Consider the following 26710-nt stretch of genomic DNA (forward strand, 5'->3'; position numbering starts at 1 on the left):
CTATATTATTTAAAACTTAGATATATATATCGTTAGGAAAAAGTTTTGCAAAATGAATTAGAAATTGATTTAGAAAGTTATAGTGAAAAAATTTTGGATATTGTTTCATTAAATGTAAAAAAATATAGAGAAGAAAAAGGCTTAACCCAAATGCAACTAGCTTTAGAGATAGGAATGAGTGGTGGAGCATATTTAGGTCGTGCTGAACTTAGAAAAAATAACCACCATTTTAATATAAAACATTTGGCAAAAATCTCTAAAGTTTTGAATATAGATATTAAAAACTTTTTTGAAGCATAGAAAATCTATGCTTTCATCTCTTTTACTTTGTATTTTTTTGAATAGTTTATAGCGTCTTCTATACTTGAAAAAGTTGTAACATAATCAAATTTAGCTCTTTGTAATTTTTGTAATACTCTTTGATTTAATCCTGCAAAAATTAGCTTTTTATTTTTTGCTTCAAAACTATCAATTATAGATTTTAAAGCTACCATTGCAGTCATATCAAGCATTGATACATTTTTCATATTAAGTATTACGATATTTTTTTGTTCATTTATATTTACTAAAGTTTTTAAAGCTTTTTGAGCGGCACCAAAAAACATAGGTCCATTTATATCATAAATTAAAATATCTTTTGGCATATCAGGATGGCTTTCTAAATTTTCACTTACAAGTTCAATAGAGTATAAATCGATAATTCGTTTTATAAATAGTATTGAAGCAAGAGCGATACCAACAGCAACAGCAACTTCCATATCTATTAAAACAGTTAAAGAAAAACAAGTAAGTAAAACATAAATATCATCTCTTGGAGCAGTTTTTAAGATATTTATAAAGTGTTTAACTTCACTCATATTCCAAGCAACCATAAGTAAAAGAGCAGATAAGGCAGCCATTGGCAAATACGATATTATTGGAGCAATAAATAAAATAGATGCTAAAATAAATATTGAGTGAACTATTGAAGATAATTTAGTTGTTCCACCAGAGTTTATGTTGGCAACTGTTCTAGCTATTGCAGCAGTTGCTGGAATTCCTCCAAAAAATGGAACTACCATATTTGTTATACCTTGCCCAATTAGTTCTTTATTTGGATCTGTTTTATTTCCTGTCATAGCATCACTAATAACGGCACATAAAAGAGATTCTAAAGCCCCTAAAATAGCAATTGCAACTGCATGAGGGAGAAGTTTTATTAGTAAATCAAGATTTATTTCATGTGGTTTTAAAAACTCCCAAGGAAGTGAAAATTGTAAAGGAATAGGTGGAATTCCATTTCCTTGCAAACCATTTATATTATAAGTAAAAGTTGAATTTATTGTTGATATATTTAAACCATATTGAGAATTAAAAAAAGCTACAAAAAGTGCAACAACTCCTAAAGCAACCAAAGCTGCTGGAAGTTTACTTTTTGTTTTTCTCCAAATGATTAGCAAGAATAGTGTTACACTTGCAGTTAAAAACTCATAGATATTAAAAGTAGAAAAAGAGTTAAAAAGTAAAATAATTTTATCTATATAAGTTCCGCTAAAATTTTCTATATGAAGACCAAAAAAATCTTTTATTTGAATAGTTGCGATTACAACTGCTATTCCAGATGTAAATCCAACAGTAACTGGATATGGAACTAACTCAATTAAATTTCCAAGTTTAAAAACCCCAACAAGAACTAAAATAACACCAGATAAAAGTCCACATAAAAGCAGACCAGTTATTCCAAACTCTTGAACTATTGGGATTAAAATTACTATAAAAGCAGCTGTTGGTCCAGAAATATTTACTTTACTACTTCCAAAAACGGCTGCAAAAATACCAGCAATTATTGCTGTATAAAGACCAAGTTGTGGTGGAACTCCTGTTGCAATAGCAAGTGCCATAGATAAGGGTAACGCAATAATTCCAACTGTAAGACCTGATAAAATATTATCTTTCATCTTTTTCCTTTTAGTTAAGACTTGCGACCTTTATAAATCTTTAGAAAATATATATTTTGTGGTTTAAATCCTCTTTATTTGATTTTACTTTATTTAACCAATATTCATATTTTACTTGGTCTTTTGCTTGTTCAAAAAGTCCTTGTTTATAAATATTTGCTAACATCTCTTGCGCTTGAAAAACACCTTTTTGTGCTGCAAAATTTAGTAATTCTACACCTTTATCATTGTCAACTTTTGTATTTATACCTTGAAGATAAAATCTTGAAAGTTGAAAGGCAGCAACAGGATCAATAGAAGAAGACTCTTTTAAAAGTTCAAAAGATTTATTGATATCTTTTCTTACTCCCTCACCTTTATAATAAATAAAAGATATAGGTAAATTTGCAAAAAGGTTATCTTTTTGTTTTGCTTCATTTAGATATGCTAGAGCTTCTTGATACTCTTTTCTATCAGCATGATAAGTACCTAATCGAATTTTAGCAAATGAGTTAGTCGATAGATTTTTATAGCAATACAGTTTATTTGATTCATTTTCCATAGATTGGCACTCATTTGCTTCTTTTAACTCTTCTTCATAATTTATATTAGAACCAAATGTTAAAAAATCTGGCATTTTAAATGAACAAGCTGTTAATAAAAATATTGCAATAAGTGAAATAAATATATTTTTTAACATCTATCTTCCATATATTTTTTTTGTAAAATCTTCTTGCCCATCTTGATATAAATTGTCATAATATAGGCTTTTGTCTTCATCTTCTTCTAAATATTGATTATTTGAAAATACCAAAACTAAATCTTTTTGAGCATCTTTTACACCATTTTGTGCAGAATATTCAAGAAGTTCAATAGCTTTTTGTGGATTATTTTCTGTAAAGTAATAAAAAGATAGTCTATATGCTGCGATTGGATCAACTTCTTGAACATCTTTTAGTAGATTGATAGATTTTTTTTCATCAACTTCAACTCCTATACCATTTGCATAAAGATTTGAAATAAGGGCATTTGAATAAAAGTTTCCAGCTTTTTGTGCTTTTGTGTATCTATCCAAAGCTTCTTGTGCTAAACCTACATTTTGTGCTTGAATTCCAAGTCTTATTTGTGCAAAAGAGTTTTTATATGAGATTAAATCATAGCAATCCATCTCAAAATTTATATTCATATTTTTGCATTGGTCTGCAATTTCTAGTTCATTTGGTAAAACCTTCATTGCTTGATTGTGGCTAGAACAAGCTACAATAAAAGGTAATATAGCTACTAAAATAGCAAGTTTTATAACTTTAAACATAGTTAAATCCTTGTTTTGAAATTTAAAATAGCTCTATTCTATCATTTTTTTATTCATATGTAGTTAAGAAGATTTAAGATAACATATAATCTTAAGCAGATTTTATTTATTGAGGAATAATGCAAGAAGTAATAAATTTTTTAAAAGCAAAAGATATAGAAAGTACAAAATTTTATAATCAACTAAAGTGTTCAGTTGAAGAAGCAAAAATTTTACAATATATTTCAAAAGAGTATATAAATGGAAGAGATGTTCTAAGTGTTATTGATATATTAGGTCAATTTTACAATATTGAGAAATATGAGCATTTAGAAAAGCTAATTTTGATTAAATCGTTACTTGAATTTGGTTGGTTGATTCAAGTATCTTTTGATCAAGTAAAGTTAAATGAAGCATCAAAACTTGAATTGATAAATTCTAGTATTACACTTTCTAGTGCATATTTAAAGATGTTGGAAAATGGAAGTAATGATTTTGTTTTACCTGAAATTAAAAATTATGGAGATCATTTAGAGTATTTACAAGATCAATTTTTAAAAATTGATTTAGCACAACAACTAAATATTGTTAGAAAAAATTTTGATGTAAATAGTCCTAGTTCAAATAGGTTAAAAAATAAACTTTTACTTCTTGAGAATCGTATAAAAGATAGAATAGTTGCTACTACAAGCCCAATTATGATAGAAGATTTTTTCAAAGAATATAATCTTTCTGAACAAGAAAAAACACTTTTCTTGGCTCTTTTAAAAGAAGAATATAGTGGTGGAGATGGTACATTAAGAGAGATGAATTATCTTATTGAACTTATTTCAAATGATGATTATGAAAAGATAAAATATAGAAGTTTACTTGAAGAGAGTTCAACACTTATTTCAAAAAATTTAGTTGATTATGATGAGGTTTTAACTCCTTTTGGTGGTATAAATAGAAACTTTTATATTCCAGATGAAGTTTTATACAAAATATCACATCCTGCAAAAAAGACTTCAAATGTAGCAAAAATAAAACTTGAAACAATCATCAAAGATCAAGAGATGTTTGAGTTAATATCTACAACAAAAAATTTAAGTGATGTTGTACTAAATCCAAAAACAAAAGATACTTTAAACAATCTTTTAAAACAAGTTGATAAAAGTGTTATAAATAGGCTAAAAGCTTGGGGAATAAAAGATAAAAAAAGAGGAATTGATGCGAAAATAATCTTTTATGGAGTTGCTGGAACTGGAAAAACTATTACAGCTTTAGCTTTAGCAAAATCTTTGAAAAAAGAGGTTTTAAGCTTTGATTGTTCAAAAATATTATCTATGTATATTGGTGAGAGTGAAAAAAATGTACGAGCAATATTTGATAAATACAATGAAATAAAAGAGCAAACAAAAAGTGAACCAGTTTTACTTCTAAATGAAGCTGACCAATTTTTAAGTTCAAGAAGTAGTGGAAGCAGTAGTAGTGCTGATAAAATGCACAATCAAATGCAAAATATTTTTTTAGAGCAAATAGAGAGATTTGATGGTATTTTAATAGCAACTACAAACTTACTTGAAAATCTTGATAAGGCATTTTCAAGAAGATTTAACTATAAAATAGAGTTTGTAAAACCAAATCTAGAACAAAGAGTTGAACTTTGGAAGAAATTAATTCCTAGTTCTTTACCTCTTGAAAAAGATTTTGATTTTGAAAAAGTTGCAAAACACGAGCTAACAGGCGGACAAATAGAGTTAGTTATAAAAAATACTGCCTATAAACTTGCAATTAGTGAAAATGCAATATTTACTTTGAAAGATTTTGAAGAGCAAATATCAAAAGAGAAAAAAGGTCAATTTGATAGTGAAACAAAAGTTGGATTTTTTTAAGAAGGAAAATGAGTGAAAATTATAGAAAATTATGATTATATTTTAAGTATTGGAACATTTTTTGAAGATGAAGAGTTAAAAAATAGTTTACAAAAAGCCTGTAAAAATGGAACAAATTTTACATATATGCATCCAATAGATAATTTTGAATTAAAAAAAATATATACTCAATTTATAAAATATGAAGTAGGAAGTGAAGAGGGAATCTGTGTTTTGATTCTGGATACTTTTGTAAAAAATTGTGATAAAACAACACAAAATTTTATAAATAATCTTGATTTAGGATATATTTCAGCTGAAAGTAGTGCAGGAGAAGAAGAGTTTGAAGAGGCTTATGAAAGCTACAAAAATTCAAATTTTAAACTTTTGATTATCGGAAATGATATAAAAAACCACGAAAGAGTTGAAAATATCATAAAACTTTTAGCAACTATAAAAAAATATACAGATTTTGAAGTTCTCTTTTTAGATGAAGATTTACAAAATAAATTTAATTCGTTTGAAAATTTTGAATTAGAAGATATTGAAGATTTAAAGTCATTTAATGGAACTTTAGTTTACTCTTTATTTGGAACAGATAAATCTTTTTTATTAGCAAGTCAAACTTTTGCAAATATAGCAAAAGCAAAAGATGGTGAAAATATAGAGATAATTTCTAAAAACGATAAATTAAAAAGAGTTTTGAAAATAGATGAAACTTTAACAGGCACAATTGCAATACTAAATGTTGAGAATGTTGCAAACGAATATAGATATAAACAAGTAAAAATAGAAAAGGAGTGATATATGAATAAAACTATTAGCGTAGGACACTCTCCTGATGCAGATGATATTTTTATGTATTATGCTATCAAATTTGGTTGGGTTAGTTTAGAAAATACAAAGTTTGAAAATATTGCTTTAGATATAGAAACTTTAAACCAAGCTACTTTAAAAGGTGTTTACGATATCTGTGCTATTTCATTTGCACTTTATCCATTTGTAAAAGATGATTTTGCACTTTTAAAAACGGCTGTTTCTTTTGGTGAGGGCTATGGTCCAAAACTTATCAAAAAAAAAGACACTAAGTTAAAACGAAACTTTAAAGTGGCTTTAAGTGGAGAGTTTACTACAAATGCACTTTTATTTAAAATTGCTTATCCAGAAGCACGAATTTCATATATGAATTTTTTAGATATTGAAAAAGCTGTTCTTGATGGAGTTGTAGATGCTGGAGTTTTAATTCACGAATCGATTCTAACTTATAGCAGTGAACTTGAAGTAGAAAAGGAAATTTGGGATATTTGGGTAGAACTTTGTAATGGTGAAGATTTACCTCTTCCTCTTGGGGGAATGTGTCTTCGTCGTTCAATTCCTCTTCATGATGCTATAAAATATGAAAATGCACTTATAAAAGCTGTTGATGTAGCAAATAAAAATAGAAAAACTTTAGCTCCAATGCTCTTAGAAAAAGGTTTAATAAGAGTTGATGCTCCAACTTTAGATAAATATTTGGATTTGTATGCAAATGATAATTCTGTAAAGATGAGTGAAGTTCAATATAAAGCACTAAATAAACTTTTTGAACTAGGCTACAAAAGTGGACATTATCAAAACCTAATAAAAGCAGAAGACTTTTTAATCCCAAATGAGTATGAAGAGTTAAGAAGTAGATGAATAGCACTAAAATAATAGATTTTAAAAGATACTCTTCTATACATATTGGTGGAGTAAAAGAAGTTTTAGTTATCAACGAAATTGGCGACTATAAAAATTTTCAAATTATTGGTCGAGCAAATAATTTGCTAGTTTCACCAAATTGTGAAAAAAAATTTGCTATTTTAGGTGAAGAGTTTGACTATATAAAAGAAAAAGATGATTTAATTTATGTTGGTTGTGCAACGAGTAGTGGAAAACTTCTAACATATACAAGAAAGAATAATATTGCTTCTTTAGAGTTTTTAGCAAAATTACCAGGGAATTTGGGTGGTTTAGTAAAAATGAATGCTGGATTAAAACAGTGGGAAATTTTCAACTATATTCACTCAATAAAAACAAAAGATGGTTATATTTTAAAAGAAAATTTAGATTTTTCATATAGAGAAACAAAAATAGACACTATTGTTTATGAAGTAGTTTTTTATAAAGAGTTTGGTTTTTCACAAGAAAAACAAAATGAATTTACAAAAATGCGAGACAATCAACCTCAAATGGCTAGTGCTGGAAGCTGTTTTAAAAATCCAAAAGGGGATTTTGCAGGAAGATTGATAGAAGCAGTTGGACTAAAAGGATATAGAGTAGGAGATATGGAGTTTTCACAAACTCATGCAAATTTTTTAGTAAATCATGGAAATGGAACTTTTGAAGATGCAATATCTTTGATAAATCTTGCAAAACAAAGAGTAAAAGAGCAGTTTGATATAGAGTTGGAAGAAGAGATTATAATCTTTGAGTAAAAAATAAGGGCAAAAACTATGACAAGTACACAACAACGAGAAGAACTACAACGACAAATTTGGCAAATAGCAAATGATGTTCGAGGTAGTGTTGATGGTTGGGATTTTAAACAATATGTTTTGGGAACTCTTTTTTATAGATTTATTAGTGAGAATTTTGCAAATTATATTGAAGGTGGAGATGATAGTGTAAATTATGCAACTCTTTTAGATAGTGTTATTACTTCTGAAATTAAAGAAGATGCTATAAAAACAAAAGGTTATTTTATCTACCCAAGCCAACTTTTTTCAAATATTGTAAAAGATGCTAATACAAATCCTAATCTAAACACAGATTTAGCAAAAATATTTTCAAGTATTGAATCTAGTGCAAATGGATACCATTCTGAAGAAGATATAAAGGGATTATTTGCTGATTTTGATACTACAAGCAATAGATTAGGAAATACGGTAATAGATAAAAATAGTCGTTTAAGTGCTGTTTTAAAAGGTGTTGAAGCTCTTAACTTTGGTAAATTTGAGGATAATCATATTGATTTATTTGGTGATGCTTATGAGTTCTTAATATCAAAATATGCCGCAAATGCAGGTAAAAGTGGTGGGGAATTTTTTACACCACAAAATGTTTCAAAGCTTATATCTCAACTTGCTATGCATAAGCAAGAGAGTGTAAATAAAATTTATGACCCCGCAGCAGGTTCTGGAAGTTTACTTCTTCAAGCAAAAAAGCAGTTTGATAAGCATATAGTTGAAGATGGTTTCTTTGGTCAAGAGATAAATCACACAACTTATAATCTTGCAAGAATGAATATGTTTTTACATAATATCAACTATGATAAATTTAATATAGCTCTTGGTAATACTTTGATAAATCCACATTTTGGAGATGACAAACCTTTTGATGCTATTGTTTCAAATCCACCATATTCAGTAAATTGGATAGGAAGTGATGATCCAACTCTTATAAATGATGATAGATTTGCACCTGCTGGAGTACTAGCTCCAAAATCAAAAGCAGATTTTGCTTTTGTGTTGCATTGCCTTAGTTATCTCTCTTCTAAAGGAAGAGCAGCGATAGTTTGTTTTCCTGGTATCTTCTATCGTGGTGGAGCTGAACAAAAAATAAGAAAATATCTAATAGATGGCAACTATGTAGAAACTGTTATATCACTAGCTTCAAATCTTTTTTTTGGTACTTCAATCGCTGTAAATATATTGGTTCTTTCAAAACATAAAAAAGATACAAAAACACAGTTTATCGATGCAAGTGAACTTTATAAAAAGCAGACAAATAACAATATTCTTACAGATGAACATATAGAACAAATACTAAAAGTATTCGATAGTAAAGAAGATATTGAACACTTTACTAAATGTGTAGATATTGAGACAATAGAGCAAAATGATTACAATCTTTCAGTTAGCTCTTATGTAGAAGCCAAAGATATAAGAGAAAAAATAGATATAAAAAAGCTAAATGATGAACTAAAAATCACAGTTGCAAAAATAGACAATCTTAGAAGTGAAATAGATAAAATCATAGCGGAGATTGAAGCATGAGTGAAAAAATTTCTATAAAAGAACTGCTTGAGGGTGTAGAGGTTGAGTGGAAGCCTTTGGGGGAAGTTGCAAATTATGAACAACCTACAAAATATTTAGTTAAATCAAAAAACTATAGTAATGAGTTTAAAATACCAGTTTTAACAGCTGGTAAAACTTTTATTCTTGGGTTTACCGATGAAATAACAGGACTTTATGAAGCATCAAAAAAACCTGTAATTATCTTTGATGATTTTACAACTGCTAATAAATGGGTAGATTTTGATTTTAAATCTAAATCATCAGCAATGAAGATGATTACATCAAAAGATGAATCAGAAGTTTTACTAAAATATATTTATTATTGGTTAAATACTCTACCAAGTGATTTAATAGATGGAGACCATAAGAGGCAATGGATTAGTAATTTTTCTACTAAATTAATCCCAATCCCATCTTTAGAAGTGCAAAGTGAAATTGTCCGAATATTGGACAATTTCACGGAGCTTACAGCGGAGCTTACAGCGGAGCTTACATCACGAAAAAAACAATACGAATATTATGAAACAAAGTTGTTATTTGAGAATAATTATGAAATGGTTCCTTTAGGTCAACTTTGTACTGTTAATCAAGGTTTACAAATCCCAATAAGTGATAGAAAAACAGAGGCTGGAGAAAATAGATATTTTTATATAACAGTACAATTTCTAAAAGGAATTGATGAAAAATATTATATAGAATCTCCTTCTCAATCAGTTATTTGTGATTACGATGATATTTTAGTAACAAGAACTGGAAGTACTGGAAAAATTATTACAGGAGTAAAAGGTTGTTTTCATAATAATTTCTTTAAGGTTAATTGTTTTGAAAATATAAATAAAAGATATATGTACACAGTTTTAAATAGTAAAGTAATGTTTGGAAAATTACTACAAGTTGCATCAGGTGGAACAGTACCAGATTTACCACATAACAAGTTTTACAAAATAAATATTCCTCTTCCATCACTAGAAGAACAAGAAAGAATCGTATCTATCTTAGATAAATTTGACACTTTAACAAACTCAATTAGTAAGGGTTTACCAAAAGAGATAGAGCTTAGACAAAAACAATATGAGTATTATAGAGATTTACTTTTGACATTTCCAAAAAAAGGTATAGAGATATAATATGGCACAAACATTACAAGAAATCGCCAAACAATTAAGTACACCTAAGATTATAAAAAAAATTGTAAAGACAGAAACTAAGCAAATCGCAGCAAAAGAAGTTGAAGAAACAAAACAAATTCCTAAAGTACAACTTATTTATGCTTTTAATGGTACAGGAAAAACAAGGCTATCAAAAGAATTTCAACAGCTAATCTCTCCAAAAAATGATTATGAGGAAAGTGAAAAAACTAGAGAAAAAATACTCTATTACAATGCTTTTACAGAAGACTTGTTTTCTTGGGACAATGATTTAGAATATGATATTGAACCAAAATTAATAATTAAATCTAACTCTTTTACTGATTGGATTTTGAAAGAACAAGGGCAGGATCAAAATATTATAGCTAATTTTCAGCGATATACTGATGATAAATTGACACCGAAATTTAATCAACAATATTTAAAAGATGAAAATGACCCAACTTCTATAGTAAGAGCTTTTTCTGAAGTTAGCTTTTCTTTTAGGCGAGGAGATGCAAATAGTATAGAAAATATAAAAATTTCAAAAGGGGAAGAGAGTAACTTTATTTGGAGTGTATTTTATACACTTTTAAAGCAAGTCATGAGTGTAAAAGATGAACAAGAATCAAGTCAATTTGACTCTTTAGAATATATATTTATAGATGATCCAGTCAGTTCATTAGATGAAAATCACTTAATAGAGTTGGCAATTGATTTAGCACAATTGATAAAATCTAGTAATTTTGAAAAACATAAATTAAGGTTTATTATTAGTACTCATAATCCACTTTTTTACAATGTCTTATATAATGAACTCGAAATTAATAAGAAAAAAAGTGGTTATATGCTCACTAAAAATGAAGATGGAACTTTTGAATTGAATGAAAAATATGGTGATTCAAATAAAAATTTCTCTTATCATTTATTTTTAATAGAAACAATTAAAAAAGCAGTTAATAATAATGGTATAGAAAAATTTCATTTCATGTTGTTGCGTAATTTATATGAAAAAACAGCAAGTTTTTTAGGTTACCCTCAATGGTCTCAATTATTACCTACAGAAGCTAGAGACTCTTATGTTAGGCGTATTAATCTTTATAGTCATAAAAGTTTATCAAATGAAGAAGTTAGTGAGCCTACTCCAGAGGAAAAAAATACTGTTAATTACTTACTTGAACATTTAATAAATGAATATAGTTTTTGGAAAGAGGTAGAACACAATGAGTCTTGAAGCAAAAGCAATAGCCCAATCAAATAACTTTATAGTTTTAGATAAATATATAAAAATAGAGCAAGATGGAAGCTCTTATCAAAGTGAAGCAGAACTTGAAAATGAACTAATAAAGGATTTGCAAAACCAAGGTTACGAGTTTTTAAGTGATGTAAATACTCCTGTTAAATTATTAGAAAATGTAAGGCTTCAACTTCAAAAACTTAACCGTGTAGAGTTTAAAGATAGTGAATGGAATCGTTTTTTAGAAGAGTATTTGGATAAACCAAGCGATAATATTGTAGAAAAAACAAGAAAAATTCACGATGATTATATCTATGATTTTGTTTTTGACGATGGTCGTATTCAAAATATATATCTTTTTGATAAAAAAAATATTACAAGAAACAAACTACAAATTATTAAGCAATTTTCTCAAAAAGGAACACAAACCAATCGCTATGATGTAACTATTTTGGTAAATGGTTTACCACTTGTCCAAATAGAACTTAAAAAAAGAGGAGTTTCTATAAGAGAAGCTTTTAACCAAATTCATAGATACTCAAAAGAGAGTTTTAATGCAGAAAATTCTTTATATAAATATCTGCAAATCTTTGTTATAACAAATGGAACAGATAGCAGATACTTTGCAAATACTACAAAAAGAGATAAAAATAGTTTTGATTTCACAATGAATTGGGCAAAATCTGATAATACTCACATAAAAGATTTAAAAGATTTTACAGCAACATTTTTCCAAAAAAGTAGTTTATTAGATGTGTTGATTAACTATTGTGTATTTGATACAAGCAATACTTTACTCATAATGCGACCTTATCAAATAGCAGCAACAGAGCGAATTATTTGGAAAATAAATAGTTCATATTTAGCCAAAAATTGGTCAAATGATAAAAGTGGTGGGTATATTTGGCATACAACAGGAAGTGGAAAAACTCTAACTAGTTTTAAAGTGGCAAGATTAGCAACAAAACTTAATTTTATAGATAAAGTATTCTTTGTGGTTGATAGAAAAGATTTAGATTATCAGACTATGAAAGAGTATCAAAAATTTTCACCAGATAGTGTAAATGGAAGTGATAGCACAGCAGGACTTAAACGAAATATTGAAAAAGATGATAATAAAATCATCGTTACAACTATACAAAAACTAAATAATTTAATGAAAAGCGAAGATAATTTAGATATTTATAATAAGCAAGTAGTTTTTATTTTTGATGAGGCTCATAGAAGTCAATTTGGAGAAGCACAAAAAAATCTAAAGAAAAAATTTAAAAAATTCTATCAATTTGGATTTACAGGAACTCCAATTTTTCCTGAAAATGCACTTGGAGCTGAAACTACTGCTAGTGTATTTGGAACAGAATTGCACTCTTATGTTATTACAGATGCTATACGAGATGAGAAAGTTTTAAAATTTAAAGTGGATTACAATGATGTTCGACCACAGTTTAAAGCTTTTGAAAGTGAACAAGATGAGAAAAAACTAAGCTCTATTGAAACTAAACAAGCATTACTACAACCTAAAAGAATCAATGAAATCACACAATATATTTTAAATAATTTTAATCAAAAAACTCATCGTTTGCAAATGGGTGCAAATGGTTTTAATGCAATGTTTGCAGTAAGTAGTGTAGATGCAGCAAAGCTTTATTATGAAGCGTTTAAAAACTTGCAAAAAGGCAAAGAAAGACCTCTGAAAATTGCTACTATCTTTTCATTTGCAGCAAATGAAACACAAGATGCAATAGGGGATATTTCAGATGAAAATTTTGAACCAACTGCAATGGAAGCAAGTGCAAAAGAGTTTTTAAGTAGTGCAATTGATGATTACAATAAAATATTTAAAACTTCTTATAGTGTTGAAAATAAAAGCTTTGAAAACTACTACAAGGATTTAGCAAAAAGAGTAAAAAATAAAGAAGTTGATTTACTTATAGTTGTAGGAATGTTTTTAACTGGTTTTGATGCAAAAACTTTAAATACTTTATTTGTTGATAAAAACCTACGATACCACGGTTTAATACAGGCTTATTCAAGAACAAATAGAATATATGATGCCACAAAAACTTTTGGAAATATTGTAACTTTTAGAGATTTAGAACAAGCAACTATCGATGCTATAACTTTATTTGGAGATAAAAATACTAAAAATATAGTTTTAGAAAAAAGCTATGAAGAGTATATGCAAGGTTTTACAGATATAGTAACGAAAGAAGCTAGAAGAGGTTATTTAGATATTATAGTTGAACTTGAACAAAAATTCCCAAATTCTGATGAAATAGAAAAAGATAAAGATAAAAAAGAGTTTGTAAAACTATTTGGAGAGTATTTAAAAGCTGAAAATGTATTACAAAATTATGATGAGTTTACAGCTTTAAAAGCTTTACAAGAGTTGGATATTGATAATAGTGATGAAATAGAAGAGTTTAAAACTAAATACTATTTAAGTGATGAAGATTTTAATAAAATGCAAAATATTAAAATACCAACAGAGCGAACTATTCAAGATTATAAATCAACTTATAATGATATAAGGGAATGGATTAGAAGAGAAAAAACTTCTAATGAAAAAGAGAGTTCTAAGATTGACTGGAATGATATAGTATTTGAGATTGATTTACTTAAATCTCAAGAGATTAATCTTGATTATATTTTAGAGTTAATCTTTGAACATAATAAAAAGCTTAAAGATAAAACTACATTGATTGAAGAAGTAAGAAGATTAATTCGTGCTAGTTTGGGAAATCGTGCTAAAGAGAGTTTGGTTGTAGATTTTATAAATCAAACAAATTTAGATGAAATTTTAGATAAGGCAAGTATTCTTGATGTGTTTTATAAATTTGCACAAATAGAGCAAGACAAAGAAATAAATACATTAATATCTGATGAAAATTTAAATGAAGAAGCCACAAAAAGGTATATAATTTCATCACTAAAAAGAGAATATGCAAGTGAAAATGGTACGGAATTAAATTCGATATTACCAAAAATGAGTCCACTTAATCCTCAATATTTAACAAAAAAACAGAGTGTTTTTCAAAAAATTTCTTCTTTTGTTGAAAAGTTTAAAGGAGTAGGTGGAAAGATTTAGTTGGATTAAAAAAATACTACTATTTAAAAGTTATCAAAAATTCTAAATTATAAAAACATTTATAATATTAAGAAAATCTTACAAATTTTATGTTAGAATGAAAAATTTTAGAAAATCAAGATAATCATCTTCTAAAATTGAAAATATTGCTAATAAATATAGTATTGTTAATGGTAGTAAAATAGTTAATTTTAAAATACCAATAAAAATATCCCCAATATAAAATCTATCTAAAGCAAAAGTTCCCCCGATAAGTCCAAAAAAATAACAAATTCTGGGGTTTTAAAATCTTGAATTAATAATAATTTTTTTTGTTTATTAGGCAAATCACTAAATTTGTTTTGTACTACAGCCCAATTACCTATATGAAAATATTTTACTAAATTAAACATATTTTAAAGCAATGCTTGTTGAACTTTTTGCAAGTTATCTTTTTTTATCCCTTTAAAAACTAAAAATAAATCTATAATAGTCCAAATTGCAAGACCACCAAGAGTTAGTAGTTTTAAAATACTAAGTCCTATATCGCCTTTGTAAAATCTATCTACTCCTAATCCACCTAAAAATAAACCTAAAATCAACCTCATTATAGGGCTTTTTAAATTTAGCATAGTTATGTAACTTGTTTTTTTATCATCTAAATTATATAATTTCTCTTGCATATAATATGCATCTTTTGGAAGTTTCGAAAAGATAAACTATTTATTAGAAGAAAAGAATATATTAAAACAAGAGTTTGCAAATAGGCTTATTTCACTTGAACCAAAGCTAAAAAGAACTTTAGAAACTCCTTCTTCTCAAACAATATTAGGTTACTTATACGGAAAAAGAGAGTTAAAAGTGGAACTTATTCCATATATAGCCGAAGTTTTAGGAGTGAGTGAACAAGAGCTTTTTCACTTTAATATTGAATTTGCAACAGAGTACAACTATAAACAATCAAAAGAAGTTAGAGAAATCATAGATTTATTACCACATGCCCCAAATAGTATAATTGAACATATCAAAACTCAACTACAAAAATATAAAAATTTAAATGATGAAACAAAAAATAAGATTTAATACTTAGATTAAAGTTGTTAAATCTTTAATATACAAGTTTCTTAAATAGCCATGTCTTTTGTACTCTTTTATAAATTTCATACCCAAATTTGTTAAAGATTTATTACTTGCAATATTATTAGGATGAGCAGTAGCTAAAAGATATTTTATATTTTTAGCTTTTGCTATTTTTATTAACTCTTTATTTATGTTTAGCATACAACCTTTTCCTCTAGCGCTTAATAAAGTCATAGAAGCACCTATTTCTACACAATCAGTAAGCTTTATATTAAGAAGTGTTAATTCATCATAAAAATCTTCAACATCAAAAATCAATCCAGATAAAGCTATTAAGTGCTCACCTTCTAAACATCCATAAAATATAGCTTTTTTGTCATCTTTTAAAAATTCATCTATTTCATTGTTGCTAAAAAAACCTATGAAAAAATCTGGATTTTCTAAAGTTTGTTTTGTGTCTTGATTGATATATATAAAATCATCTTTATGTTTTTTTTCTAGTTTTATGATTTTCAATTTTGATTCCTTAATTAATAAAAATAATTTTACCAAAAGAAAGATTTATAGCTAACAATATTTAAAAAAAGATTTATACATTACTATAATATTACATTTTTTATGCTAGAATGCAAGCTTTTAGAAAATATGAAGGTAATTTAAGTGAAAAATTTAGTAATAGTGGAGTCTCCAGCAAAGGCAAAAACAATCTCAAAATTCTTAGGTAAAGATTTTACCGTTATGGCATCTATGGGTCATGTACGAGATTTGCCAAAATCAACTTTAGGATTTGATCCAGATGATAACTTTAAACCAAGTTATCAAGTAAGCACTGATAAAAAGAAAGTTATAAGTGAACTTAAAAAGCAAATCTCAAAAGATACAACTATCTATTTAGCGGCCGATGAAGATAGAGAGGGAGAAGCTATTGCTTGGCACTTAATACCAGCTCTTAAAATAGAAAAAAACCCAATAAAAAGAATAGTTTTTCACGAAATTACAAAAGATGCAATATTGAAAGCTTTGGAAAATCCAAGAGATGTTGATCAAAATTTAGTTGATGCCCAACAAGCAAGAAGGATTTTAGATAGAGCTGTTGGATATGAACTTTCACCATTACTTTGGAAGAAAGTAAGATATGGACTTAGTGCTGGAAGAGTACAAAGTGTTGCAGTAAGAATAATAGTTGAACGAGAAAATGAAATAAGAGAGTTTATTCCAGAAGAGTATTGGAAAATAAAAGCTGATTTTATAAATCCAGAACTAAAATCAGAACTTGCAAAACAAAATGGAAAAAATGTAAAAATATCAAATGAACAAGAAGCTTTAAAAATTGAGGCTTCATTAAATCAAGGAATATATCAACTTATAGATATTGAAGAAAAAGATAGCACAAGAAATCCAGCAGCTCCTTTTACAACTTCAACTTTACAACAAGAAGCAAGTAGAAAAATAGGGCTTAGTGTAGCACAAACTATGATGGTAGCACAACAGTTATATGAAGGAAATACAGCAAATATTCCAAATCATACAGGCGGACTTATCACTTATATGAGAACAGACTCTTTAAATCTTTCAACTATTGCTACAAGTGCTGCTAAGAAAGTTATTGAAGAGGAGTATGGAAAAGATTATGCTCTTAAAAGCCCACGAGTTTTTAAAGCAAGTTCAAAAGGAGCTCAAGAAGCACACGAAGCAATTCGTCCTGTTGATATGAGTTTAAAACCAAGTTATGTAAAAGAGTATTTGGACAATGCTCAATATAGACTTTATAGTCTTATTTGGAAAAGAACAATAGCTACTCAAATGGCACAAGCTAAAATTGCAAATACAACATATAAAATAGAGGCTGGAAAAAATAAAGAGTTTGAATTTCAAGTAAAAGGTCAAAGAATTATTTTTGCTGGATTTATGAAAGCTTACACTGAAGGTAGTGATAATCCAGAAGCTGCACTTGATAGTACAGAAAAGTTATTACCAAATATAAAAGTTGGAACTATTTTAGAGCTAGAAAATTTACAAAGTGAACAAAACTTTACAAAACCACCTACAAGATATACTGAAGCTTCTTTAGTAAAAAAGCTTGAAAGTGAAGGAATAGGGCGACCATCAACTTATGCTCCAACAATTTCAACTATTCAGGCACGTGAGTATGTAGTAAAAACAGAAGATAAAAAATTAGCACCAACTCCAACAGGGGAAATTGTAAATAGTTTTTTAACTGATCACTTCTCAAATATAATTGATTTAGGCTTTACTGCAAGAATTGAAGAAGAGTTTGATGATATTGCTGATGGTAAAAAAGTTTGGACTGATGTTATGAAAAACTTTTATACAGGGTTTAAAGACACTATAAAAGATAAAGAAGAGAATATAAGTAAAGCTGATTATTCACAAGTAAGAGAGCTTGGAATTGATCCAAAATCTGGAAAACCTGTGAGTGCAAGAATTGGGAGATTTGGTCCATTTGTACAAATTGGAACAAAAGATGATGAAGAAAAACCAAAATTTGTTGCAATTCCAGATAATTTAAATATGGATACAATAACACTTGAAGAAGCTTTATTCTTATTTACACTTCCAAGAGTTGTCGGATTAACTGAAAATGGTGAAGAGATAAAAGCAAATATTGGAAGATTTGGACCATATTTACAAGTAAAAACAAAATACTACTCATTAAAAACTGATGATCCATATACTGTTGGTGAAACAAGAGCAAAAGAGATAATAAAAGAGATTGATGAAGCAAAAAGTAAAGCTTTAATAAAAGAGTTTGCAAAAGAAAAAATATCTGTACAAATTGGACAATATGGTCCATATATCAAACAAGGTAGAAAAAACTTTAAAATACCAAAAGGTAAAGTTGCAGAAGATTTAACTTTAGAAGAGTGTTTAGAAATAATAGAAAAAGATAGTAAAGCTACAAAAAAACCAGTAAGAAGAGTAAGCAAAACAACTATTAAAAAAACAACAAAAAAAGAGTAGATGCGAATAGGAATACTATCTGATAGCCATTTTAAAGTCGCTTATCAAAAAGAAGTTGTTGAATTATTCAAAAATGAAAGATGCAAATATTTAATTCATGCTGGGGATTTTTGTTGTGAAGAAAATATTAAAAATTTAGAAGATTCAAATCTAAAATATATATCAGTTTTTGGGAATAATGATAGAGATTTGTTTGATTTATCATCAGAATATAATATTAAAAAAGAGCCATACTATTTTAAAATAGAAGATATTAGTTTTAAACTTATGCACTTGCCACTTCATTTAAGTCCTGATACAGATATTGTGATTTTTGGTCATACGCATCAGTTTCATTGTGAATATGTAAATAAAAGATTATATTTAAATCCTGGTGAAGTTTGTGCAATACAGAAGCCAATTATATCTTGTTTAAAACTTGAGATTAATCAAAATGAGTATATAATCACACACTATTATAAAGATGTAAATCAAAAAAATTTTATGAAAGAAGAGTTTAAATATGAGCGATAATAAAATATATTTATGTGCAATTTCAAATATTGAAAGTGGAACTTGCAACGAAGATTGTCAATTTTGTACGCAAAGTGTTAAATACAAAGCAGATATTCAAAGATACAGAAGAAAAGAGATAGATCTAATAGTTGAAGAAGCTAAAAGAGCAAGAGAAAATAAAGCTGTTGGATTTTGCTTAGTTACTGCTGGAACAGGACTTGATGATAAAAGACTTGATTATGTTTGTAGAGCTGCTGATGCTGTGCATAAAGCAGTTCCAGATATTTCAATTATTGCCTGTAATGGAATTGCTAGTTTTGAGCAGTTAAAAGAGTTGAAAAAACATGGTGTAGAAAATTACAATCATAATTTAGAAACAGCTAGAGAATTTTATAGCCAAATTTGTACAACACACTCTTGGGATGATAGATATAATACTTGTTTAGATGCAAAAAAAGCTGGACTTCATCTTTGTACAGGAGGAATTTTTGGCTTAGGAGAGACTCAAGAAAATAGAATTTCTATGCTTGAATCTATTGCTTCTTTAGAACCTATGTCTGTTCCTATCAATTTTTTCCATCCAAATGATGCACTTCCTTTGGTAAAAAACCCTTTAACAAAAGAAGAAGCATTTAAATTGGTTGAATTATCAAGAAGTTATTTACCAAATCAAATGCTAATGATTGCTGGTGGAAGAGAAGTAATGTTTGGTGAAAATCAATATGATGTATTTAAACATGGTGCAAATGCACTTGTTGTCGGAGATTATTTAACAACTGGAGGAGCGAGTGCTGAAGATGATATAAAAGCCGTTACAGCTTTAGGATATGAGATAGCCTTTGCTTGTCATCAATAAATAAGAGTAAAAACTCTTATTTATTTTAGTCATCTAAAGAAGAGCTATCTTCTTCACTGTCATCACTTCCCCCAGTGATAATTGCATCATTTACACCCATAGAATTTAGGATTTTATCTTCTATTTCTTTTGAAATTTCTGGATTATCTTTTAAAAATACTTTGGCATTTTCTCTACCTTGACCTATTTTTGTATCACCATAACTAAACCAAGAACCAGCTTTGTCAATAATATCAAGTTTAACACCATAATCAACTATTTCACCAGTTTTAGAAATACCTTCCCCAAACATAATATCAAACTCTGCTTGTTTAAATGGAGCTGCAACTTTATTTTTTACAACTTTTACTTTTACTCTATTTCCAATAGAATTTTCACCTTGTTTTAGCGTTGCTATTCTTCTTATATCAAGTCTTACTGAAGAGTAAAATTTAAGTGCATTTCCACCAGTTGTTGTTTCGGGGCTTCCATATCCTGTCATACCTATTTTCATTCTTATTTGATTAATAAAAATAACTGTACAATTCATCTTACTTAAAAGACCAGTTACTTTTCTTAAAGCTTTACTCATAAGTCTTGCTTGAACACCAACTTGTTGGTCATCCATATCTCCATCAATTTCTACTTTTGGAGTAAGTGCAGCAACAGAATCCACTACAACTAAATCAACTGCACCACTTCTTATAACAGTCTCAAGGATTTCTAAAGCTTGTTCTCCAAAATCTGGTTGAGAAACAAGTAAATTATCTGTATCAACTCCAATATCTTTCGCATATTTTACATCTAAAGCATGTTCAGCATCAATAAAAGCACAAACACCACCAGCTTTTTGAGCTTCTGCAATAGCATGTAAAGTTAAAGTTGTTTTTCCTGAACTTTCTGGTCCATATATCTCTATAACTCTTCCTTTTGGAAGCCCACCAACACCTAAAGATAAATCAAGTCCTAAAGAACCTGTACTGATGGCTTCTGTTGGGATAACTTCTTTATCTCCAAGTCTTATTAAAGTTCCTTTTCCAAAAGCTTTATCTATTTGTTTTATAGCAAGTTCAAGTGATTTTTTTTGATTTTCATCCATTGTGACTACCTCTTTTTTTGTTATTTTTTATCTTATGTTGAAATCTTAGCTAAAAATTTTAAAAATTCATAAAAATATTACAATTTGCAATATTTTTATTTCTTATTTAGATTTTGTATAGTTTCAATTACTTTTATATGCGCTTTTACTCTTTGTTGCATAGTATGAGATTTTATATGTTTTGCTAATATTTTTGTATATTTTTTATAATTTCTTGAATCTTTTTCAAAATTTGCAAGTTTTTTTTGTATTTTTAAAATATTATCTGGGATAATTTCTTTCATTTTCTCTTTTCCATATAAAGTTAATTTTTATTATTACATAATAAAATAAAATATTAAATAAATTGAAAATTAGATAGAATACAAGCAAATCTGAATAATTGGGACAAAATATGTTTAATGGTAAAAATATATTAATAACTGGTGGAACAGGAAGCTTTGGTAAAAAATATACTGAAATTTTGCTAAAACATTATAAGCCAAATAAAATTATAATATATAGCAGAGATGAATTAAAACAATATGAGATGTCACAAGAATATAATGATAAATGTATGAGATACTTTATTGGAGATGTAAGAGATCCTGACAGATTAAAAAAAGCTATGAAAGGTGTGGATTTTGTAATTCACGCAGCTGCACTTAAACATGTTCCAATTGCTGAATATAATCCTATGGAATGTATTAAAACAAATATAAATGGTGCACAAAATGTAATTGATGCAGCAATTGAAAATGGTGTCTCTAGAATAATTGCTCTTTCAACAGATAAAGCAGCAAATCCAGTAAATCTTTACGGTGCTACAAAATTAGCCTCTGATAAACTTTTTGTTGCTGCAAATAATTTAGTAGGAGATAGAGATATTCGATTTTCAGTTGTAAGATATGGAAATGTGATAGGAAGTAGAGGTTCAGTTATTCCTTATTTCAACAAACTATTAAATGAAAATACAACTTCTTTACCAATAACTGATGAAAAAATGACAAGATTTATGATTACTTTAAATCAAGGCGTGAATTTTGTACTTAAAAACTTTAAAAGGATGCAAGGAGGAGAAATATTTATTCCTAAAATCCCATCTATGAAAATAGTAGACTTAGCATATGCAATGGCACCAAATTTACCACATGAAATTATAGGAATTCGTCCTGGTGAGAAATTACATGAAATTATGTGTCCAGCAGATGATAGTCACTTAACTTATGAATTTGATGACCATTTTGTAATTGCTCCAACTATAAGATTTACTGGTTATAGAGATTATTCAAAAAATATTTTAAATGAAATTGGAAAAAGCGTTTCTCAAGGCTTTGAATATAGCTCTGCCAATAATACACAGTGGCTTTCAAAAGAAGAATTACTAAAAATGATAAAAGAGATTTAATATGAACTTCATACCATATGGAAAACAAACTATAGGTGAAGATGATATAAATAGTCTGGTTGAAACATTAAAATCTGATTTCTTAACAACTGGACCGAAAATAAAAGAATTTGAAGAAAAACTTGCAAAATATTGTAATGTAAAATATTGTGTCGCTGTAGCAAATGGAACTGCAGCACTTCATCTAGCTTCCCTTGTACTTTTAAATAGAAATGACAAAGTTTTAACCTCTCCAAACTCTTTTTTAGCCACTTCAAACTCTATACTTTATGTTGGTGCAAAACCAATTTTTGTAGATATAAAAGATGATGGAAATATAGATTTAGATATTTGTGAAGAAGAGCTAAAAAAAGATTCTTCAATAAAAGCTATATATGTTGTACATTTTAGTGGAAATCCAATAAATCAAGATAAACTGAAATATTTAAAAAATAAATATAATATTAAAATATTAGAAGATTGTGCACATAGTATTGGAGCGACTTTTGGTGAAATAAAATCTGCCAGTTGCACAAACAGTGATTGTAGTATCTTATCTTTTCATCCAGTTAAACATATAACTACTGGTGAAGGTGGAGCAATTACTACAAATTCAAAAGAGCTTTATGAAAAACTATTAGAACTTAGGGCACATGGAATGGTAAGAAAATCAGAAATTGCACCTTGGTATTATGAAATGCAATCTTTAGGATTTAATTATAGAATAACTGACATTGCTTGTGCTTTGGGCATTAGTCAGTTAAAAAAACTTGATGATTTTATAGAAAAGAGAAAAAATATTGCTTTAAAATATGATAAAGCTTTTGAAAAAACTAACATAAATCCCTTATATCTATATGACGGAAATTCATCTTATCACCTTTATGTAGTAAGAGTTGATTTTTCAAAATTAACTATTTCAAAAATAGAATTATTTAACAAAATGAAAGAAAAAAACATAGGTTTACAACTTCACTATATTCCTATAAATAAACAACCTTTTTATAGAAATTTAGGTTATGGAGATGAAAAAAATCCAATTATGGATAAATATTATGAAGAATGTTTTTCTCTTCCTATGTATCCTAGTTTAAGTGAAGATGAACAAGAATATGTTATAAAAAATTTATTAGAAATTTTAAATGTCTAACTGTGTAGCAATAATTCCAGCTCGAGGTGGAAGTAAACGAATCCCTAAAAAAAATATAAAAGATTTTCATGGAAAACCACTAATTGCATATAGTATTGAGGCTGCTCTAAAATCAAAACTTTTTGATAAAGTTATAGTTTCAACTGATGATGAGGAAATTGCAAAAATTGCAAAAGAATATGAAGCTGAAGTTCCATTTATAAGACCAAAAGAGTTAAGTAATGATTTCACAGGCACAGGTGCTGTTGTAAGTCATGCAATAGACTTTTTAAAAGAACAAGGTGACAAAATAGATTTTGTTTGTACTATTTATGCTACAGCTCCTCTTTTAAATGAAAAATATTTGATTGAAGGATTTACTAAACTAAAAAATTCAAATGCAAAAAATGCCTTTTCTTGTACCTCTATGCCATTTCCAATACAAAGAACTTTTAAAGTAACACCAAATGAAAGATGTGAGATGTTTTGGCCTGAAAATTTTATGAAACGAAGCCAAGATTTAGAAGAGGCTTATCAAGATGCAGGGCAGTTTTATTGGACAAACTTAAATATAAACTCAAATGAAATTATTTTTGGCAAAGATAGTATTCCTATAATCTTACCAAGATACTTAGTTCAAGATATTGATACACTTGAAGACTGGACTAGAGCTGAATTTATGTATGAAGCCATAAAAAAATCTGAAAATCAAAAAAGTGAAAAATAGTATGAATATTTTAATAAGAGCAGATTCTTCTTCATATATTGGAACTGGTCATATTATGAGAGATTTAGTTTTAGCAAAGCAATTTCCAAAAGATAATATTATTTTTGCAACACAAAATTTACAAGGAAATATAAATCATAAAATAGTTGAAGAAAATTACCAAATTGAACTTCTAAAAACTAATAATTTTGAAGATTTAAACCAACTTATAAAAAAACTAAATATATCTATGATTATAATTGACCATTACGACATAAATTATAATTTTGAAAAAAAATTGAAAGAAGAAAACCCTACTTTAAAAATTTTTGTTTTTGATGATACTTATGAAAAGCACTATTGTGATATTTTATTAAATCATAATATAAGTGCAAATGAAGAAAAATATATAAATTTAGTACCTAAAAATTGTGAATTAAGATGTGGAAAGAAGCATACTCTTCTAAGAAAAGAGTTTTTAGAGGCAAAAAAGCAACAAAATACAATAACAAAAAATGTAAAAGTTAAAACTATATTTATTGCTATGGGTGGAGCAGACCATAAAAATCTAAATATCAAAATATTAAAAGCTATAAACAAAGTTTCTAACAAGTCTATTAAAGTAAATATTGTAACAACAATAGCAAATAAAAATTTAGAAAAACTAACAAAATATTGTAAAAATAAAAAATGGATAAATTTATACATAAACTCAAATGAAATAGCAAACCTTATGATAAAAAGTGATTTTGCTATTGTAACACCAAGTGTTACTGTAAATGAAGTTTATTATTTAGATATTCCATTTATTGCTATTAAAACAGCCAAAAATCAAATTGATATGTATAAATATCTTAAAAAAAATGGATATTATGTTATGAAAGAGTTAAATAAAAAAATTTTAAAAAAATATATAAAGCTATTTTTGGAGAAAAAATGAAAATAGGTACTTTTGATTTAAAAAAAGATGGAACTTTTATTATTGCAGAACTTAGTGCAAATCATAATGGTAGCTTACAAACTGCACTTGATACAATAAAAGCCGCTAAAGAAATAGGTGCAAATGCTATAAAACTTCAAACATATACTGCTGATACAATTACACTAAATAGTAAAAATCCTGATTTTATGATAGATGGTGGAACTTTATGGGATGGCAAAAATCTTTATGAATTATATCAAGAAGCTTATACTCCATGGGAATGGCATAAAGAATTATTTGATTATGCAAGAAGTTTAGATATAGATATTTTTTCAACTCCTTTTGATAAAAGTGCAGTTGATTTTTTAGAAACTTTAAATCCAACAGCTTACAAAATAGCATCTTTTGAAATAACTGATTACGAATTAGTTAGATATACAGCAAGTAAACAAAAACCAATTATTATAAGTACAGGAATTGCTACAATAGATGAAATTCAAGATGTTATAGAAATTTGTAAAAGTGTGGGAAACAATAATATCATACTTCTAAAATGTACAAGTGAATATCCAGCACCACTACATGAAGCCAATTTAAAAACTATCTCAAATATGAAAGAAACTTTTGGAGTTGAAATTGGTTTTTCTGATCACACAATGGGCTATATCGCTCCAGTTGTTGCAGTAACTTTAGGTGCAAAAGTTATAGAAAAGCATTTTATTATTGATAAAACAATTGGTGGAGTAGATTGTAAATTTTCTTTAGATAAAGAAGAATTCCATGAAATGATAAAAGCTATAAGAGATACTGAAAAATTAATTGGAACTGTAGATTACAGTCTAAATGAAAAAAGAAAAAAACAAAGAAGATTTGCAAGAAGTTTATATGTTTCAAAAGATATAAAAACTGGTGAAGTTTTTAGTGAAAATAATATAAAAAGTGTACGACCATTTTATGGACTTCATCCAAAATATTTAAAAGACATTCTAGGAAAAACTGCTACAAAAGACTATAAATTTGGAGATAGATTTGAAAATAATTTTTAAAGATTTTATATTTTTAAACAATAATGAAATTGAAGAAATTTTAGAGCTTAGAAACCAAACATATATAAGAGAGAATATGATTAATACTGAACTAATAAGTTTAAAAAATCATATTAATTTTATAAATTCTTTAAAGACCTCATCAAATAAAAAATATTTTGCTATTTTTTGTGAAAATGAACTTTTTGGCTCAGTTAATTTTGTAAAAAATGAAAAAGAACTTAGTTGGGGATTATACTTTAAGAATAACTCAAATCCTATTTTAAAATCAGTTTCAACTTATATATTTTTAAATTTTATTTTTGAAAGATTTGATGAAGATATTCACTCCTTTGTAAAAAAGAGTAATCTACAAGCAATAAATTTTAATAAAAACTTTGGTTTTAAAAGTTTTAAAGAAGATATCGAATATTTTTATTTGAAACTTTCTAAAGAAATCTGGGAAAAACATAAAAACTCAAAATTAATAAACCCTATTAAAAAATATTTAGATAAAATAGAATATAACTTTAACTAAAGAGA

General features: G+C 27.5%; 26 protein-coding genes. 19 read left to right on the forward strand and 7 right to left on the reverse strand.

The genetic code is table 11. From position 1 onward, the window contains the following. Nucleotides 1-45 precede the first annotated feature (45 nt). Nucleotides 46-300: a helix-turn-helix domain-containing protein gene (locus CRU91_RS00120; protein WP_113892173.1), complete on the forward strand. Its 255-nt coding sequence runs from the start codon at nt 46-48 to the stop codon at nt 298-300. Between the two features lie 5 nt (nt 301-305). On the opposite strand, the gene dauA is transcribed toward CRU91_RS00120, so the two are convergent. The 3 genes from dauA to CRU91_RS00135 are packed head-to-tail and all read right to left on the reverse strand — an operon-like array spanning nt 306 to nt 3228. Continuing rightward, complete coding sequence (gene dauA / locus CRU91_RS00125; RefSeq protein WP_113892175.1) at nt 306-1937, reverse strand: C4-dicarboxylic acid transporter DauA; 1632 nt, start codon at nt 1935-1937, stop codon at nt 306-308. A 40-nt stretch (nt 1938-1977) separates the two neighbouring features. Beyond that, complete coding sequence (locus CRU91_RS00130) at nt 1978-2616, reverse strand: tetratricopeptide repeat protein (protein WP_113892177.1); 639 nt, start codon at nt 2614-2616, stop codon at nt 1978-1980. Then, nucleotides 2617-3228, reverse strand: coding sequence for a tetratricopeptide repeat protein (locus CRU91_RS00135; RefSeq protein ID WP_113892179.1), 612 nt, complete (start codon nt 3226-3228; stop codon nt 2617-2619). It abuts the gene before it with no gap. A gap of 119 nt (nt 3229-3347) precedes the next feature. Here CRU91_RS00135 and CRU91_RS00140 point away from each other — a divergent pair, with 119 nt between their 5' ends. Genes CRU91_RS00140 through CRU91_RS00175 form a run of 8 tightly spaced genes read left to right on the forward strand, consistent with a single transcriptional unit; the run spans nt 3348 to nt 14549 of the window. After that, nucleotides 3348-5081, forward strand: coding sequence for an ATP-binding protein (locus CRU91_RS00140; protein ID WP_113892181.1), 1734 nt, complete (start codon nt 3348-3350; stop codon nt 5079-5081). Nucleotides 5082-5093: 12 nt separating this feature from the next. Then, a complete protein-coding gene (locus CRU91_RS00145) occupies nt 5094-5864 on the forward strand; it encodes a hypothetical protein (RefSeq protein ID WP_113892183.1) in 771 nt (256 codons plus the stop codon). A gap of 3 nt (nt 5865-5867) precedes the next feature. Continuing rightward, nucleotides 5868-6737, forward strand: coding sequence for a menaquinone biosynthesis family protein (locus CRU91_RS00150; protein ID WP_113892185.1), 870 nt, complete (start codon nt 5868-5870; stop codon nt 6735-6737). After that, on the forward strand, nt 6734-7516 hold the full coding sequence (locus CRU91_RS00155) for a UDP-N-acetylmuramate dehydrogenase (RefSeq protein ID WP_113892187.1): 783 nt from the start codon (nt 6734-6736) through the stop codon (nt 7514-7516). The genes CRU91_RS00150 and CRU91_RS00155 overlap by 4 nt, the downstream gene beginning before the upstream one ends. An 18-nt stretch (nt 7517-7534) precedes the next feature. Beyond that, the gene (locus tag CRU91_RS00160) at nt 7535-9076 is read left to right on the forward strand and encodes a type I restriction-modification system subunit M (RefSeq protein ID WP_113892189.1); all 1542 of its coding nucleotides are present in this window, start codon (nt 7535-7537) and stop codon (nt 9074-9076) included. After that, on the forward strand, nt 9073-10224 hold the full coding sequence (locus tag CRU91_RS00165) for a restriction endonuclease subunit S (protein WP_113892191.1): 1152 nt from the start codon (nt 9073-9075) through the stop codon (nt 10222-10224). Before CRU91_RS00160 ends, CRU91_RS00165 begins: the two co-directional genes overlap by 4 nt. Nucleotide 10225: 1 nt before the next feature. After that, nucleotides 10226-11458, forward strand: coding sequence for an AAA family ATPase (locus tag CRU91_RS00170; RefSeq protein WP_113892192.1), 1233 nt, complete (start codon nt 10226-10228; stop codon nt 11456-11458). Continuing rightward, on the forward strand, nt 11448-14549 hold the full coding sequence (locus tag CRU91_RS00175; protein WP_113892194.1) for a type I restriction endonuclease subunit R: 3102 nt from the start codon (nt 11448-11450) through the stop codon (nt 14547-14549). The genes CRU91_RS00170 and CRU91_RS00175 overlap by 11 nt, the downstream gene beginning before the upstream one ends. Before the next feature lie 395 nt (nt 14550-14944). Here CRU91_RS00175 and CRU91_RS00180 read toward each other — a convergent pair whose 3' ends face one another. Continuing rightward, nucleotides 14945-15211: a TM2 domain-containing protein gene (locus tag CRU91_RS00180; RefSeq protein WP_113892196.1), complete on the reverse strand. Its 267-nt coding sequence runs from the start codon at nt 15209-15211 to the stop codon at nt 14945-14947. Nucleotides 15212-15389: 178 nt separating this feature from the next. On the opposite strand from CRU91_RS00180, the gene CRU91_RS00185 reads away from it, so the two are divergent. Further along, complete coding sequence (locus tag CRU91_RS00185; RefSeq protein WP_113892198.1) at nt 15390-15611, forward strand: hypothetical protein; 222 nt, start codon at nt 15390-15392, stop codon at nt 15609-15611. Nucleotides 15612-15614: 3 nt separating this feature from the next. Here CRU91_RS00185 and CRU91_RS00190 read toward each other — a convergent pair whose 3' ends face one another. Then, entirely contained in the window at nt 15615-16124 is a 510-nt protein-coding gene (locus CRU91_RS00190; protein ID WP_113892200.1) for a hypothetical protein, read from the reverse strand. Nucleotides 16125-16268: 144 nt separating this feature from the next. On the opposite strand from CRU91_RS00190, the gene topA reads away from it, so the two are divergent. From topA to CRU91_RS00205, 3 genes are read left to right on the forward strand one after another with little or no spacing between them, the layout of a single operon-like run. Continuing rightward, nucleotides 16269-18590, forward strand: a complete 2322-nt coding sequence (gene topA, locus CRU91_RS00195; RefSeq protein ID WP_113892202.1) for a type I DNA topoisomerase — start codon at nt 16269-16271, stop codon at nt 18588-18590. Beyond that, complete coding sequence (locus CRU91_RS00200) at nt 18591-19103, forward strand: YfcE family phosphodiesterase (protein WP_113892204.1); 513 nt, start codon at nt 18591-18593, stop codon at nt 19101-19103. Beyond that, nucleotides 19093-19941, forward strand: a complete 849-nt coding sequence (locus tag CRU91_RS00205) for a biotin synthase (RefSeq protein ID WP_113892206.1) — start codon at nt 19093-19095, stop codon at nt 19939-19941. Before CRU91_RS00200 ends, CRU91_RS00205 begins: the two co-directional genes overlap by 11 nt. A gap of 25 nt (nt 19942-19966) precedes the next feature. Here CRU91_RS00205 and recA read toward each other — a convergent pair whose 3' ends face one another. Beyond that, nucleotides 19967-21019, reverse strand: a complete 1053-nt coding sequence (recA, locus tag CRU91_RS00210; RefSeq protein ID WP_113892208.1) for a recombinase RecA — start codon at nt 21017-21019, stop codon at nt 19967-19969. Nucleotides 21020-21114: 95 nt separating this feature from the next. After that, entirely contained in the window at nt 21115-21303 is a 189-nt protein-coding gene (locus CRU91_RS00215) for a hypothetical protein (protein ID WP_113892210.1), read from the reverse strand. A 110-nt stretch (nt 21304-21413) separates the two neighbouring features. On the opposite strand from CRU91_RS00215, the gene pseB reads away from it, so the two are divergent. Genes pseB through CRU91_RS00245 form a run of 6 tightly spaced genes read left to right on the forward strand, consistent with a single transcriptional unit; the run spans nt 21414 to nt 26705 of the window. After that, nucleotides 21414-22406 carry a UDP-N-acetylglucosamine 4,6-dehydratase (inverting) gene (gene pseB, locus CRU91_RS00220; protein WP_113892212.1) on the forward strand — a complete coding sequence of 331 codons (993 nt, stop codon included), beginning with the start codon at nt 21414-21416 and terminating at the stop codon, nt 22404-22406. A gap of 1 nt (nt 22407) precedes the next feature. Continuing rightward, entirely contained in the window at nt 22408-23535 is a 1128-nt protein-coding gene (gene pseC / locus CRU91_RS00225; RefSeq protein ID WP_113892214.1) for a UDP-4-amino-4,6-dideoxy-N-acetyl-beta-L-altrosamine transaminase, read from the forward strand. Further along, a complete protein-coding gene (gene pseF, locus CRU91_RS00230; RefSeq protein WP_113892215.1) occupies nt 23528-24241 on the forward strand; it encodes a pseudaminic acid cytidylyltransferase in 714 nt (237 codons plus the stop codon). The genes pseC and pseF overlap by 8 nt, the downstream gene beginning before the upstream one ends. A gap of 1 nt (nt 24242) precedes the next feature. Continuing rightward, nucleotides 24243-25160 (forward strand): UDP-2,4-diacetamido-2,4,6-trideoxy-beta-L-altropyranose hydrolase, encoded by a 918-nt coding sequence (gene pseG / locus CRU91_RS00235; RefSeq protein WP_113892217.1) that lies wholly within the window; start codon nt 24243-24245, stop codon nt 25158-25160. Further along, on the forward strand, nt 25157-26188 hold the full coding sequence (gene pseI, locus CRU91_RS00240) for a pseudaminic acid synthase (protein ID WP_113892219.1): 1032 nt from the start codon (nt 25157-25159) through the stop codon (nt 26186-26188). The genes pseG and pseI overlap by 4 nt, the downstream gene beginning before the upstream one ends. After that, on the forward strand, nt 26172-26705 hold the full coding sequence (locus CRU91_RS00245; RefSeq protein WP_113892221.1) for a hypothetical protein: 534 nt from the start codon (nt 26172-26174) through the stop codon (nt 26703-26705). Before pseI ends, CRU91_RS00245 begins: the two co-directional genes overlap by 17 nt. Nucleotides 26706-26710: the final 5 nt, after the last annotated feature.

Source organism: Aliarcobacter vitoriensis (genome assembly GCF_003316695.1).
GTDB classification, from domain to species: Bacteria; Campylobacterota; Campylobacteria; order Campylobacterales; family Arcobacteraceae; genus Aliarcobacter; species Aliarcobacter vitoriensis.